Source organism: Corallococcus caeni, from assembly GCF_036245865.1.
GTDB lineage: Bacteria > Myxococcota > Myxococcia > Myxococcales > Myxococcaceae > Corallococcus > Corallococcus caeni.
In genome coordinates this window covers 587,497-601,090 of sequence record NZ_BTTW01000006.1, presented here as the reverse complement: position 1 = coordinate 601,090, position 13,594 = coordinate 587,497, and the positions used below count along the sequence as shown (strand labels likewise).

Here is a 13,594-nt window from a genome sequence, read left to right as displayed (position 1 = left end):
GCCACAACAAGAGCGGGACCAAGCGCATCGTGCGGTAGAATCAACGGATGTCGCAGAACGAACGCGGTCTCTACGAAACCCTGCTCACCGAAGCGCTCGAAAGCCAGCTCGTCGCGTTAGACCCTCGACTGGAGGCTCACCGTTCAGGGCTGCATGAAGCAGAAGCGGCAGACCGCATCGGCCTTCACCTGGCTCGCGTCATTGAACGCGCCATTGCTTCGCTCGACAGGGAAGAACGCGTTGCCATCGGCACAGCTCTCGCGCGCAAGGTCGTTGAACTCGTTGTCGACGCCACAGAAGCGAGTGCTCTCACGAGTGAGCGTCCGGTGGAACCCGGTAGCATGCTCCGCAGCGTTCTAGGAAAGCTTCCGGATGGAAGCCCTGAGACGCTCTCTGAGCCGCTCATTCCACTTCTTGACACGACGCTGCTGACGAACGCCCCCGGAGAGCCTCGCGTCGGCAATCAAGTGCTCACGGAGATCCACTCAGCGGATCAGATTGACGTCGTCATGGCTTTCATCCGGCGCAGCGGGATTGCGCCTATGTTGGAAGCCCTCCGTGCGCATTGTCATGCGGGCCGGCGCCTCCGCGTGTTGACGACCACCTATACCGGCTCGACGGAGGCACGAGCGCTCGAGGCGCTCCGGGAGATTGGCGCTGAAGTGCGGGTGTCCTACGACCAGTCCGGCACTCGACTCCATGCGAAAGCCTGGCTCTTTCACCGTCGGTCCGGCTTCTCAACCGCCTACATCGGGTCATCCAATTTGACCCGCTCTGCGCAGGTCACCGGTCTTGAATGGAATGTCCGTGCGTCGCGGGCGCGCAATCCGAGCGTTGTCGACAAAGTCGCAGCCGTCTTCGAGAGCTACTGGAACAGCGGCGACTTCGTTCCCTACGACCGCGAGCAGTTCCTGGCTCGCATGGCAAGCGCAGATGACCGCACTTCTCAGCTCGAAATGAGTCCCATCGAGCTGCGTCCTGAGCCGTTTCAGGAGCGACTGCTCGAACAAATCGCCTTGTCGCGGCAGCGCGGGTATCACCGGAACCTGCTCGTCTCCGCGACAGGTACAGGCAAGACCGTCATGGCAGCGCTCGACTACGCGCGCCTGCGCGAGGCACTCCCGCGCGCACGACTCCTCTTCGTTGCCCACCGAGAAGAAATTCTCACGCAGACCCGCGCGACCTTCCGCCATGCACTGCGCGACCATGCCTTCGGCGAGCTGTGGGTTGGCGGGGAGCGCCCCCAGCACTTCGAGCAGGTCTTCGCTTCAGTCCAAAGCTTGAATGCAACGGGCCTCAAGCATCTGGATGCGGCTCACTTCGACATTGTCATCGTTGACGAGTTCCACCACGCCGCCGCTCCAACCTATCAAAACCTCCTTGAGCACCTGCGCCCTGTGGAACTGCTCGGGCTGACCGCCACCCCTGAGCGGAGCGACGGCATGCCCGTGCTCGATTGGTTTGATGGCCGGATTGCGGCAGAGCTGAGGCTCTGGGATGCCATCGATCAGCATCGACTCGTTCCCTTCGCGTACTACGCCATTCACGACGGAATCGACCTGCGCGAAATCCCATGGCGCCGCGGACGCGGGTACGACGTCGAGAGCCTCTCGAACCTGTTCACGAACAATGACGCATGGGTACGGCTCGTCTTGAAAGAGGTCGAACGCCGTGCGGAAGACCTCTCCCAAATGAGAGCCCTCGGCTTCTGCGTCAGTGTCGAGCACGCTCGCTTTATGGCGCGGTCCTTCAGCGCCGCTGGCGTTCGAGCCACCGCGATCTGGTCTGACACCCCTGATGACGAGCGACGTCAGGCGCTTCGGGACCTGGCGCAGCGGCGCGTGAACGTTGTGTTCTCCGTCGACCTTTTTAACGAGGGCGTCGACGTGCCCGCCGTCGATACCCTCTTGATGCTGAGGCCCACGGACAGTCCCACGCTTTTCCTTCAGCAGTTGGGCCGCGGACTTCGCCGTCATCCGAACAAGTCGGTATGCACCGTCCTCGACTTCGTTGGCCACCAACATTCCGAGTTTCGGTTCGACCGTCGCCTCCGGGCATTGTTAGGCGGAACCCGTGCCGAAGTAGCCAGGCAGTTGGAGCAGGGCTTTCCGTTCCTCCCCGCGGGCTGCCACATGGAGTTTGATCGCGTTGCGAGTGAGATCGTGCTGGCAAGCATCCGCAGCGCAGTTCCCTCTCGCTGGAGCGGAAAGGTGGAAGAACTGCGCGGGTACGCCAAGACTGCGAACGACGTGTCGCTCACTGGCTTCCTCGCAGAGAGCGGCCTTGAGCTCGAAGACATCTACACAGCGAGCAAGAGCTGGTCGGATCTGTGCCAAGACGCCGGGCTTACAATGCGACCGGCTGGCCCTCATGAGCCCTCTCTACGCCGAGCCTGCGGCCGGCTCCTTCATATCGATGATGAAGCGCGAATTGATGGTTACCGCCGGCTGCTTGCCTCGGACGCCGCACCCAGTCTCGGGGCGCTCTCGCAGGTAGATCGGCGCTTGCTTCGGATGCTGGTCGCATCGGTTGTCGACAAAGCGGCGAACAAGTCTTCCACTCTTGAGGAGGGGTGCGCCCTCATTTGGAGCCATCCCCAAGTTCGCAAGGAAATCATCGAACTCCTCAACGTCCTCGGGGAACGAATCTCACACCTGCCCTCGCCACTAGCGAGTCATCCTGACGTGCCGTTGGCTGTGCATGCGCGCTACACTCGCATCGAGATTCTGGCGGCATTCGATATTGGGGATGGGGTGAAGGCGGCTCCGTGGCAGGCCGGCGTCCTCTGGGCAAAAGAGGCAAGGGCAGACCTGCTCGCGTTCACGCTCGACAAGACAAGCGGGCACTTCTCTCCGACGACTCGCTATCGCGACTACGCCATCAATCGGGAACTCATCCATTGGGAGAGTCAGTCAACCACCCGGGCCGACAGCGAAGTGGGACTGCGCTACCAACGCCACGTTCGGCAGGGCTCCAGCGTCATGCTCTTCGCGCGGCAGCGCAGCGACGACCGTGCGCTCTACTTTCTTGGCCCTGCAACCTACGTGAAGCACGAAGGGGAGCTGCCAATGGCCGTCACCTGGAAGCTCGAGCATGCGCTGCCAGGCGACCTATTTGCGTCCTTCGCGGCGGCGGTCGCATAGGTCCCAAATCGCTTGGAGCCCTCGTTAGGCCACCCACCCATCACCTGGACGGCTCGGGCGGGTAGAGCGTGGCCATCCACTGCCTCCGCGTGTCCGTGCTGAACGCGGGTGCATGGACCTTCATCCAGTCCCCCATCGCCTGGCCCATCGCCTCGGCGGACGGGTAGCGGTCGCCCGCGGACCTCGCCAGCGCGCGTTCGAGGATTCGCACGAGGTCCGCATCCAGCGTGGGGTTGTACTGCCAGGCGGGGACCAGCCGCCCCTCCAGCACCTCCGTGAAGATCAGCGCCTCGTGGTCGCCCTTCATGGGCAGCGTCCCGCACAGCAGCTCGTAGAGCAGCAGGCCCAGGACGTAGAGGTCGGCGCGGCCATCCACTGGCTCGCGCAGCAGCTGCTCCGGAGCGAAGTACTTCAGCTTGCCGCCGAAGATGTTCGCGCTCGCCCACGCCTTGCGCTGCCCCCACCGGTTGAAGCCGAACTCGAGGACCTTCACCTCCCCGCCGTGGCCCATCAGCACGTTCGAGGAGACCAGCTCTCCGTGCAGCAGACCCACCTGCTGGTGCGCGGGATGCAATCCCTTGCAGATGTCGATGCCGATGCTCACGGCGATGGGTTCGGGCAACGTCGGCATGCCCCGCCGCCGGGACAGGCTCCGCACGCGGCCCAGATCCTGCCCCTCCACCCACTCCCGGACCAGGAAGGGCTCGCCCTCGACCTCACCGAAGTTCAGGACCCGCACGACGTTGTCGTGCTGGAGGCATGCCGACAGGGAGGCGAGGTCGAGGAACTCCTCGGCGATCGCAGGGTCCTTCGGGAGTTCGGGCAACAGCCGCTTGAGGACCACGGACCTGCTGCCAGCGAGCGCCTCCGTGTCGACCGCCCGATGCAGCGTGGACAGGCCGCTCACCCACACCCGCTCCCGCAGCTCGAACCTGCCAAACCGCTCCGTCCGGGGCTTGCCCATGGCCGTGAAGGCTAACAGTTCGTGCCCCGGCATCGCTCCGAGCGTCGTGGTGCTTCACGGCACCGTTGCACGGGCCTCGTCGAGCCCCCAGCCCTTGAAGGCCGCCACGTCCCTCCGGCGCGTCATGGGGACGCGGGTGCACGAGCCAGCGGCGCAAGCAGTCGGGGAGGACCGCCTTGAAGTGCCGCACCAGCCTGCCCGCCCGAAGCCCTGAGGGCGCCCGGCCGGACGGGGCCCGGCGCGGCCGCTCCCGGAAACGCGCGGAACGGCGGTTCGCGGCCCGCGTGTTTCACGACCTGGAGGGACCGTGGCACGCAAGGAGTGCACCCACGCCGGGCAGAACACCGATGTGCTCTTCCGCTTCCTCGTCCAGAGCGCGAAGGACCGCGCCATCTTCGGCATCGACCTCCAGGGGTACATCATCAGCTGGAACCCGGGCGCCGAGCACATCAAGGGCTGGCGAGCCGACGAGGTCCTGGGACAGCACTTCCGCATGCTCTTCCCCGAGGACTCCCGCCAGCAGGGGTGTCCGGAAGCGGAGCTGCGGGAGGCCTTCCAGACGGGACACTTCCGGGGTGAGGAGCCCCGGCTGCGCAAGGACGGGAGCCTCTTCATCGCCGAGGTGGACCTGTGGCTGCTGCGCGACGACACGGGTCACCCCTGCGGGTTCGTGAAGGTCACGCAGGACATCACCGAGCGCAAGCAGGCGGAGGAGGAGCGGGCGGTCCTGCTTGCCCGCGAGCGGGCCGCCCACGCCGAAGCGGAGGCCGAGCGCCTGAAGCTCTACGCCATCTTCGAACAGGCTCCGGTGGGCATCGCCATCTTCCAGGGCCCCCGCCACGTCATCCAATACGCCAACCCCATCCAGCGCCGCTTCTGGGAGCGGGAGCGCGAGGAGGTGCTGGGCAGGCCCTTCATCGAGGTGCTCCCGGAGGAGCTGGGGCCGGACGTCATCGCGAGCGCCTGTGACCCCGTCTTCCAGCAGGGGCAGTCCCGCGTCTTCACCGAGGAGCGCTTCCAGTTCACCCGCCGGGACACGGGCGAGCAGGTGGAGCGCTACTTCAACTTCACGCACGTGCCCATGCGGGCCCTGGATGGCACCGTCGAGGGCTTCATGGGGGTGGCCTGGGACGTCACGGACGCAGTGAGGGCGCACCAGCGCGCGGAGGCCCTGACCCGGCAGCTCCAGGACCGCGTCGACTTCGAACAGCAGCTCATCGGCATCGTCAGTCATGACCTGCGCACCCCGCTCAACGCCATCCACCTGACGGTGAGCGCCATGGCCCGCCGCGAGGAGCTCGATGCGCGCAGCGCCCAGTCCGTGCTGCGCATCCAGGCCGCCGTCCACCGCGCGGCCCACCTCGTCGGGGACCTGCTGGACTTCACCCGGGCGCGGCTGGGCGGAGGCATCCCCATCGCGCCCCGCGCCGCCGACCTGCACCAGGTGGCGCGGCAGGTCCTGGACCAGGTGGACGCGGCCCACCCCGGCCGGACCGTGCGGGTGCAGGAGCGGGGCGACGCGAACGGACACTGGGACCCCGAGCGGCTCGCGCAGGTGGTGCAGAACCTGGTGACGAACGCCCTCAAGTACAGCCCTGAGTCCAGCCCGGTGCAGGTGACGACCCGGGGCGAGGGAGAATGGGTGTGCCTGTCCGTCCACAACCCGGGCCCGCCCATCCCTCCCGAAAAGCTGCCGGGCATCTTCGAGCCCCTCCAGCGCGCGACCTCGGAGGTGGACTCCACCGGCCGCAGCGTGGGCCTGGGGCTCTACATCGTGAAGCAGCTGGTGGAGGCCCACGGCGGCACCGTCGACGTCACCTCCACCCTCAACGAGGGCACCACGTTCACCGTGCGCCTTCCCCGGAGCCGCGGGCCCGGATGATGACGGTGGGCACCGGCCGGTGACAGCAGTCACCAGACGTGCCCCCCGTGGCCACCGGCGCCTGCCCGTGAAATCCGTGGGTTGCCCGCGTGAGCCCGGCTCGCGGGGGCTGGCACAGCCGCTGCTATGGGGTCCCGTGTCGCTTCACCGGAAACCCCATCCCTTTCGAGGAACCCCCACCATGGCCCTCTCGCCCCTCCGCAGCGCCTCCGCTCCCGTGTCCCGCATGCCGGTGCAGGATGCCGCCTCCTCCCGTCCCGCCAACCTCCAGGGCGGTGGTGTGGAAGGGCTCGCCTCCGGGCCCATGGGCATGAAGCGGCGCACCCCGGGCATGGAGAGGCTCCAGCAGGACGGCTTCGACGTCGGCTCCAGCAAGAACGCGGAGCTGGGCAAGCTGCTGCAGGACACGCTGTCGGCGCTGAGCTCCATCGTCCAGCTGGTGGCGCAGGCGGCGGGCGGCGCGCAGGGGGTCTCCGGTGCGCAGGGGGTCTCCGGTGCGCAGGGCGCCTCCGGTGCGCAGGGCGCGCAGTGTGGGAAGTCCGGCTCGGGTTCGCCGCCGTTCTCCGACAGCAGCTTCACGCCCGCGGATTCGTCGCGTCCTCCCGTGGCGCTCAACGGCAACACCGGCGTCGTGGGGCCGGGGGCATCTCAGCAGGCGTCGTCCACGGGAGGCTCGAAGCTGGGCGGCAACCTGCCCGCGGGGCTGGAGAAGTTCCGGGGCGCCATCGAGTCCGCCTCCGCCAAGACGGGCATGCCGGCGGAGATGCTGGCCGCGCAAATCTGGCAGGAGTCGCGCGGCAACCTGGAGGCCGTCTCCACCAACGGCGGCAACGGCCTGACGGACACCGGCCTGATGCAGGTCAACCCCAACACCTACGGGGAGCTGCAGGCGAAGCACCCGGAGCTCCAGGGCAAGAACCTCTCCGACCCTGAGACCAACATCCTCGCGGGCGCCTTCTACATGAAGGACATGAAGGAGCAGTTCGGCAGCGATGAGCTGGCCCTGCGCGCCTACAACTCCGGCCCCAACGGCGTGGACAAGAGCAACCCGGACGCCATCCCCGCCGGCACGGGCGACGCCACCTACGTGCAGAAGGTGAAGTCCTTCATGAACACGCTGGCCACCGGCCAGGGCACGCTGCCCGCGTAGCGCCCCACCCATGACGCCCCCATGACGGAAGCATTGCATCCCCCGGGGGACCGGGGCGGGAGCGGCGTCTAGCTTCGCGCCCCATGACCCCTGCCCTCTTCCGTCCCTTCATGTTGGCCGCCGTCTCCTCCGTGAGCCTGTTCCTGGGCGCGTGCGCGGGCCCCCCCGCCGCGACCCGCCCCGTGGACACCCTCTCCGTGCGGCGACTGGATATCGTCGACGAGCACGGCCAGGCGCGCGTGCGCATCGGCGCGCCGCTGCCCGACCCCCAGGGCCTCAAGCGCGCCGTCACCGCCTACGGCCTCCAGTTCCTGAGCCCCTCCGGGCAGGAGATTGGAGGGCTGGCGATGCTCGACTCCATCGACTTCCGCGGGCTCTGCTTCGACAGCGAGGAGAGCTACGAGGCCATGTGCATGGGCCTGGAGAAGGACAGGCCGACCGTCACCTTCCGGCATGACTGGAAGGAGCGCATCACCCTGGGCGTGGTGGACGGCGTGGCGAGCATCGTGCTCCACGACGCCCAGGGGACCCCGCGCCTCAAGCTGGAGGTGGACAAGGACGGCAAGACGCGGACCGTCGGCCTGACGTCCGCGCCGTAGTCACTTCAGCGCGTGGCGGGAGCGCCGCCGCCCTGGCTGTAGCTGTCGCAGAGCGCCATGTACTCGTCGCTGTCCATGGCGAGCGCGGAGACCCGCATCTTCTTCACGCGGGGCTTCGCGAGCGTGGTCTTGATCTGCACCATCTTGAGGACCGGCAGCCCCATGTAGGACTGGTCCACGTAGAGGTTCTCCTGCATGTCCTCCCAGGCGATGAGCACGCCGTCCGGGAAGCGGATGCCGTCCCGGCCGATGAGCAGCACGGGCTTGTCCAGCTTGCCCAGCGCCGTGACGCAGTTGAAGAACATCCAGGCCGAGGCCAGGGTGATCAACGCGACGAAGATCCAGACGTTGCTCTTGGGGAGCGACTGCCAGGTGAGCACGCCGAAGAAGACCGTCCCCAGCGTCCAGATGACCACGCCCGCGATGAGCCTGGCCCGCGAGTAGTAGATGCCGCGCGGCTGTTCCGCCTGCTTCCGGGACTGGGGGGAGCGATAGATTTCCATGTCGGATGTCCGTGGGTGCGTCAGCCGGCCAGCCGGTCTGACAGGTAGGCCAGCAGGACTGGCGCGTTGATGACCTTCGCTTCGTCGAACTTCCGGGTCCTGCCCTGGGCGACGATGACCAACTCGCGGGACGCGAAGCCCTGGTCCACCTCGTCCTGGAGGCGGATGCTCTCGATGTCGTCCCAGCGCCAGAGCCGTCCCCGGTGGGTGAGCCCCGCGTCGCCCAGCGTCAGCGGCCCGAAGCGCACCGGCTGCCCGGCGGAGACCTGGAGGCTCACCCGCTCCAGCAGGCGCGGCACCACCTGGCCCAGCACGGCCTCATGCAGCGCGTCCGCGTCGCTCCACAGGTCCAGCCGCAGCCGGAGCGTTCCACCCGCGTGGCGCAGGACGAGGCGGTCGTGCGCGTGCTGTTCGACGACCTCCCGCACGTCCCGCCACCGGATCCGCGTGGCGTCGGCGCGCAGCCCGTCTTCATCCACCGTCAGCGTGTGCGGCGCCCGCAGCCAGGCGAAGAGGTCTCCGGCCCGCCACCCGAGGACGTAGATGCAGCAGGGGATGCCCAGCAGCAGCAGGTGGAAGCCGAACGGGCTGCGCAGCACGTCCTGGATCATCCGGTGCGGAAGCAGGGGCACGCCCAGGGGGTCCAGGAGCGCCGCGGCCTCGACGTAGAGCAGGGCCAGGCCCGCCAGGAACCAAGACAACGCGTGCGAGGGAAAGATCTTCTGGTGCGAGCGCTTCAGTGACGCCTCCAGACTGCGCGGCGTCTATAGACAATCAATCCTGTCTCCGCGACGTGTTTCGCCCCTCGGGCGTACGTTCTCGCGCGCTGGGAAAAACACGCTCGCGGGCTGAGACAGCACTGTCTGGCTTTACCTGGAATCTACTTTATCCAATCACAGACACGCCCCAGCCCGCGGGACTCACCCCTCCAGCTTCGCCGCCGGCACGCGCACGGTGAAGCGCGCGCCGCCCAGCGGCCCGTCCTCCACCTGGAGGGTGCCGCCGTGCTGCGTGACGATGGCGTGCACGATGGAGAGGCCCAGCCCGCTGCCGCTCGCCTTCGTCGTGAAGAAGGGCTCGAAGAGCCTCCCGCGCACGTCCTCCGGCACGCCCGGTCCGCTGTCGTCCACGCACAGCGCCACCTCCCCGGCGTTCGCGCTCGCGCTGAAGCGCACCCGTCCTCCCGGCGGCGTCGCCTCCAGCGCGTTGAGCGCCAGGTTCAGCAGCACCTGCCGCAGCCGCTCCTCCTCGCCCCACACCTCCAGCCCCTCCGCGGGCTCCACCTCCAGCGCCACGCCGCGCTGCTCGGCCTGCCAGGCCAGCAGACCACCCACCCGCTCGAACAGCGGCGCCACCGCCACCGCGGCCGACCTGAACTCGCGCGGGCGGGCGAACTGGAGGAAGTCCTCGAGGATGTGATCCAGGCGGCGGATCTCATCGCGCACCAGCAGGAGCGGCTCCAGCAGCGGCCCCTGCGCGGCCTCCTCCAGCCTGCGCACCCGGCGCTCCAGGACGGTGAGCTGCAGGACGGCGGCGTTGAGGGGGTTGCGGATCTCGTGCGTCAGCCCCGCGGTCAGCGTGCCCACCGCGGCCAGCTTCTCCGTCACCTGCGCCCGCCGGGCCAGCACCTGCTTCTCGCGGTGCAGCCGCACCTGGCGCAGCGCCTGCTCCAGCGTCACCAGCAATTCCGGGGTGGCGCAGGGCTTGAGCAGGTACGCGCACGCGCCCGCGTGCACCGCGGCCACCGCCGCCTCCAGCATGCCCAGGCCGGTGAGCAGCACCACCTCCCCTTCCGGCACCAGCGCCTTGAGCTGGGGGGCCAGCCGCGTGCCCTCGCCGTCTGGCAGCCGGATGTCCACCAGGGCCACGTCGAAGCCCGCCGGCGCCCGCTCCAGCGCCCCCGCGCAGCTCGTCGCGACGCAGACCTGGTAGCCCTGGTCCTCCAGCAGCTCCTTCATGTTGTCCGCGAGGGCCGCGTTGTCATCCACCACCAGCACCCGGGGCCGCTCCCCCGCGCCGCCCGGCGCCGTCACGCGCGGCCTCCATGCACCTGCTCGAGCGCGGCGAGCAGCGCCCCGGTGTCGAAGGGCTTGCGGACGCACCGGCCCTCGAAGTCCCCGGGCAGGGCCTCCGGGAAGGCCGTGACGACGAAGGGGGTGGCGGACGGGAAGCGCTCCCGCACGCGGCGCAGCGCCTCGCCGTCGGGGCCGCCCGGCACGCGCAGGTCCACGAGCGCGGCGAAGGGGTGCACGGGCTTGAGCCCCGCGACGTCCGGCACCGAGCGCGCCACCACGGCCGTGAAGCCGCGCTCGCGCAGCACCTCCGTGAGGTTGTCCGCGAGGCCCGCGTCGTCCTCCACCAGCACGACGAGCCCGTCGCGGCGGGCCCGCGCGAGCAGCTCCACCAGCGCGGGCACCGGCACCGGCTTGGGCAGCACCGCGAGCACGCCCTCCGCGTGCGCGCGCGCGAGCTCGGCCTCCCCCGGATGCGCGGTGACGACGATGGCCGCGAGCCCCGGGTCCCGCTGGCGCAGGTGGTGCACCAGCGCGGCGCCGCTCATCCCGGCCATGCGCATGTCGGTGATGAGCACGTCGTAGCGCTCGGCGCGCGCGGCCTGGAGCGCGGCCTCGCCGCAGTCCACCACGGTGGTCGTGTGGCCCGCGTCCTCCAGGATCTCCGCCAGGTTCTCCGCGAAGGCCCGGTTGTCATCCACCACCAGGAAGCGGCCCATCAGGAAGGCTCCGGCGTCAGGGGAAGCTCCACCACGAAGCGGGCCCCTCCCGGCCCGCCCACGGCCGGAGCGTAGCCGATGCCGCCACCGTGCCGTTCGAGGATGCGCCGCACCAGCGCCAGGCCGAGCCCCAGCCCGCGTGCCTTCGTGGTCATCAGCGGTTCGAAGACGCGCGCGCGGATGGCCGGGTCCAGGCCCGGGCCGCTGTCCTCCAGCACCAGCCGGACGCGCCGCGCCCCGTCCTCCGGGACGTCCGCCGTCAGCCGCACCTCGCCCTCGCGCTCGCCCAGGGCCTGCACCGCGTTCTGCAGCAGGTTCACGAAGACCTGCCGCAACTGCACGGCGTCCCCCTCCACGGACGGCAGGGACTCCAGCCCCTGCGCGTGCACGCGCACGTGCCCGGGCGGCGCGACGGCCTCCAGCGCGGACGCCCAGACCTCCGCGAGCCGCAGCGGCGCGCGCACGAGCGGGCGGGAGCGGATCATGTCCAGCAGGCTGGTGACGATGTGGTTGGCGACCTCCACCTGCTCGCCGATGCGGTCCAGGTGCTTGGTCACGCGCGCGTCCTCCGCCGCGGCGGGGCGGCCCTTGAGGATGAAGAGCGAGGTCTCGATGACGCCCAGGGGGTTGCGCAGCTCGTGACCGATGGAGCCCACGAGCTGCCCGAAGGTCGCCAGCCGCTCGGCCCGGGCCGCCTGGGCCAGCAGGTCCTCGCGGTAGGTGTGCAGCATGATGGCCAGCTCCAGGTCGAGGATCTTTCCCAGCGCTTGGGCCAGGCGCGCGGCCCGCGCGGGCGCGTCGCGCAGCGACTCCTCCAGCACCGCCGCCAGCTCCTGGCGCAGCAGGTTCATGGCGCCGAACATGTAGTGCTGCGGCAGGTGGATGCGCACGTGCACCCGCCCGATGCGGCAGCGGCGCTCGAAGTACGCCGCGTCCCACGGCCCCAGCAGGAGCGACCCCATCCAGTCCTGGAGCGTCACCTTCAGGTGGCCCACCTGGCTCTCGCCCCCCTCCAGCGCCTTGCGCGCCTCCGGGTGCTCGAGGATGCGCCGGTAGAAGACGTCCGCGATGCGCTCGAAGTGCGCGCAGGCGATGGGGTGCAGCTCGCGCAGGGCCTCTCCGTCGTCGGAGGAGAAGCCCACGTAGCGCTGGAGTTCCTCCAGGACGTTGTCCGTCACGCCTCCGGGTCCGGCTTCCATGGTGCCTCCTTCCTCGCGCGGGGGGCCTGGGGGTCGGCGGCCGGGTCCTCGTCCGGGCCGGGGCCACCGCCGCCGTACTCCTTGAGCTTGTATTGGATCTTCCGCACGCTGATGCCCAGCACCTCCGCGGCGCGCGTGGTGGAGCCCTGCACCATCTCCAGGGTGCGCAGGATGGCCTCCCGTTCAATGGTGGCGAGCGTCGCGCCGGGAATGAGCCGCTCGACGGCCCCGGCGCTGGGGCGGGGGCCGCGCAGCACCGGCGGCAGGTCGTCCGCCGTGAGTTCCTCGCCTCGCGCGAGCACCACGGCGCGCTCCACCGCGTTCTCCAGCTCGCGGATGTTGCCTGGCCAGTCGTGGCTCATCAGCGCCTCCAGGGTACCGGGCGCCAGCCCCTTCACGGCCTTGCCGTGGAGGGCGTTGCAGCGCTCCAGGAAGTGGCTCACCAGCGCGGGGATGTCCGCCTTGCGCCGGCGCAGGGGCGGCAGCGTCACCGCCACCACGTTGAGCCGGTAGTAGAGGTCCTCGCGGAAGCGGCCCGCCTTCACCTCCGCCTCCAGGTCGCGGTGGGTGGCCGCCACGATGCGCACGTCCACCTTCAGCGTCTGCGTGCCGCCCACGCGCTCGAACTCGCGGCCCTGCAGCACGCGCAAGAGCTTCACCTGCACGGCCGGGGAGATTTCGCCAATCTCGTCCAGGAACAGGGTGCCGCCGTCCGCCAGCTCGAAGCGGCCCTCCTTGCGCGCGAGCGCGCCGGTGAAGGCCCCGCGCTCATGGCCGAACAGCTCGCTCTCCAGCAGGCCCTCGCTGAGCGCCGCGCAGTGCACCTTCACGAAGGGGCGCGCCTTGCGCGGGCTGAGCTCGTGCAGCGCCTGGGCCACCAGCTCCTTGCCCGTGCCGCTCTCCCCCAGGATGAGCACGGTGGCCCGCGTGGGGGCCGCCTGCTGGATGAGGGCGTAGACTCCCTGGAGCTCCGGCGCGTCCCCGATGATGTTGCCCACCCGGAAGCGCTCCGCCACGCGCTCGCGCAGCTGGCGGGTCTCCTGCTTCAGCCGGCGCGTCTCCAGCGCCTTGCCCAGCACGACGAGCACGGCGTTCAGGTCCAGCGGCTTGGTGAGGTAGCTCTCCGCGCCCATGCGCATGGCCTCCACCGCCGCCTCCACCGTGCCGAACGCCGTCATCATCACGAAGGCCGCGTCGTTGCCGGCCTCCTTCGCGCGGCGCAGCAGCGTGAGCCCGTCCATGCGCGGCATCCGCACGTCCGTGAGCACCAGCGCGGGCGAGAAGTCGTCGAGCGCCGCGAGCGCCTCCGCGCCGTCCGCGGCCTCCCGCACCTCGTACCCCTCCTCGCCCAGGAGGGTGACCAGGGCGCGCCGCGCGTTCGCCTCGTCGTCCACGACCAGGATGCGTTCTGGAGCCATGCCCC

At 69.5% G+C, this 13,594-nt stretch carries 11 protein-coding genes; 4 read left to right on the top strand and 7 right to left on the bottom strand.

Features of this window, described 5'->3' with window-relative positions:
• Positions 1–47: 47 nt before the first annotated feature.
• On the top strand, positions 48–3,143 hold the full coding sequence (locus AABA78_RS26700) for a DUF3427 domain-containing protein (RefSeq protein WP_338267038.1): 3,096 nt from the start codon (positions 48–50) through the stop codon (positions 3,141–3,143).
• Between the two features lie 40 nt (positions 3,144–3,183).
• Here the strand turns inward: AABA78_RS26700 and AABA78_RS26695 are convergent, their stop codons facing one another.
• Positions 3,184–4,107: a serine/threonine protein kinase gene (locus AABA78_RS26695; RefSeq protein WP_338267036.1), complete on the bottom strand. Its 924-nt coding sequence runs from the start codon at positions 4,105–4,107 to the stop codon at positions 3,184–3,186.
• A gap of 307 nt (positions 4,108–4,414) precedes the next feature.
• On the opposite strand from AABA78_RS26695, the gene AABA78_RS26690 reads away from it, so the two are divergent.
• From AABA78_RS26690 to AABA78_RS26680, 3 genes are all read left to right on the top strand, one after another.
• Positions 4,415–5,989: a sensor histidine kinase gene (locus AABA78_RS26690; RefSeq protein WP_338267034.1), complete on the top strand. Its 1,575-nt coding sequence runs from the start codon at positions 4,415–4,417 to the stop codon at positions 5,987–5,989.
• A gap of 181 nt (positions 5,990–6,170) precedes the next feature.
• Positions 6,171–7,139: a lytic transglycosylase domain-containing protein gene (locus tag AABA78_RS26685; RefSeq protein ID WP_338267033.1), complete on the top strand. Its 969-nt coding sequence runs from the start codon at positions 6,171–6,173 to the stop codon at positions 7,137–7,139.
• A gap of 83 nt (positions 7,140–7,222) precedes the next feature.
• On the top strand, positions 7,223–7,738 hold the full coding sequence (locus tag AABA78_RS26680; protein WP_338267032.1) for a hypothetical protein: 516 nt from the start codon (positions 7,223–7,225) through the stop codon (positions 7,736–7,738).
• Positions 7,739–7,743: 5 nt separating this feature from the next.
• On the opposite strand, the gene AABA78_RS26675 is transcribed toward AABA78_RS26680, so the two are convergent.
• From AABA78_RS26675 to AABA78_RS26650, 6 genes are all read right to left on the bottom strand, one after another.
• A complete protein-coding gene (locus AABA78_RS26675; RefSeq protein WP_171419923.1) occupies positions 7,744–8,241 on the bottom strand; it encodes a hypothetical protein in 498 nt (165 codons plus the stop codon).
• A gap of 20 nt (positions 8,242–8,261) precedes the next feature.
• Positions 8,262–8,942 (bottom strand): hypothetical protein, encoded by a 681-nt coding sequence (locus AABA78_RS26670; protein WP_338267029.1) that lies wholly within the window; start codon positions 8,940–8,942, stop codon positions 8,262–8,264.
• A 219-nt stretch (positions 8,943–9,161) separates the two neighbouring features.
• Complete coding sequence (locus tag AABA78_RS26665) at positions 9,162–10,274, bottom strand: ATP-binding protein (RefSeq protein ID WP_338267027.1); 1,113 nt, start codon at positions 10,272–10,274, stop codon at positions 9,162–9,164.
• On the bottom strand, positions 10,271–10,972 hold the full coding sequence (locus AABA78_RS26660) for a response regulator (protein ID WP_338267026.1): 702 nt from the start codon (positions 10,970–10,972) through the stop codon (positions 10,271–10,273). Before AABA78_RS26660 ends, AABA78_RS26665 begins: the two co-directional genes overlap by 4 nt.
• Positions 10,972–12,171, bottom strand: a complete 1,200-nt coding sequence (locus AABA78_RS26655; RefSeq protein WP_338267024.1) for a protoglobin domain-containing protein — start codon at positions 12,169–12,171, stop codon at positions 10,972–10,974. The genes AABA78_RS26660 and AABA78_RS26655 overlap by 1 nt, the downstream gene beginning before the upstream one ends.
• The gene (locus AABA78_RS26650; RefSeq protein WP_338267023.1) at positions 12,147–13,589 is read right to left on the bottom strand and encodes a sigma-54-dependent transcriptional regulator; all 1,443 of its coding nucleotides are present in this window, start codon (positions 13,587–13,589) and stop codon (positions 12,147–12,149) included. The genes AABA78_RS26655 and AABA78_RS26650 overlap by 25 nt, the downstream gene beginning before the upstream one ends.
• Between the last annotated feature and the right edge of the window lie 5 nt (positions 13,590–13,594).

Bases quoted from the DNA above. Each gene is read 5' to 3' on its own strand.
- AABA78_RS26700 (WP_338267038.1), top strand. From the start codon at position 48: ATGTCGCAGAACGAACGCGGTCTCTACGAAACCCTGCTCACCGAAGCG.
- AABA78_RS26695 (WP_338267036.1), bottom strand. From the start codon at position 4,107: ATGGGCAAGCCCCGGACGGAGCGGTTTGGCAGGTTCGAGCTGCGGGAG.
- AABA78_RS26685 (WP_338267033.1), top strand. From the start codon at position 6,171: ATGGCCCTCTCGCCCCTCCGCAGCGCCTCCGCTCCCGTGTCCCGCATG.
- AABA78_RS26680 (WP_338267032.1), top strand. From the start codon at position 7,223: ATGACCCCTGCCCTCTTCCGTCCCTTCATGTTGGCCGCCGTCTCCTCC.
- AABA78_RS26675 (WP_171419923.1), bottom strand. From the start codon at position 8,241: ATGGAAATCTATCGCTCCCCCCAGTCCCGGAAGCAGGCGGAACAGCCG.
- AABA78_RS26660 (WP_338267026.1), bottom strand. From the start codon at position 10,972: ATGGGCCGCTTCCTGGTGGTGGATGACAACCGGGCCTTCGCGGAGAAC.
- AABA78_RS26655 (WP_338267024.1), bottom strand. From the start codon at position 12,171: ATGGAAGCCGGACCCGGAGGCGTGACGGACAACGTCCTGGAGGAACTC.
- AABA78_RS26650 (WP_338267023.1), bottom strand. From the start codon at position 13,589: ATGGCTCCAGAACGCATCCTGGTCGTGGACGACGAGGCGAACGCGCGG.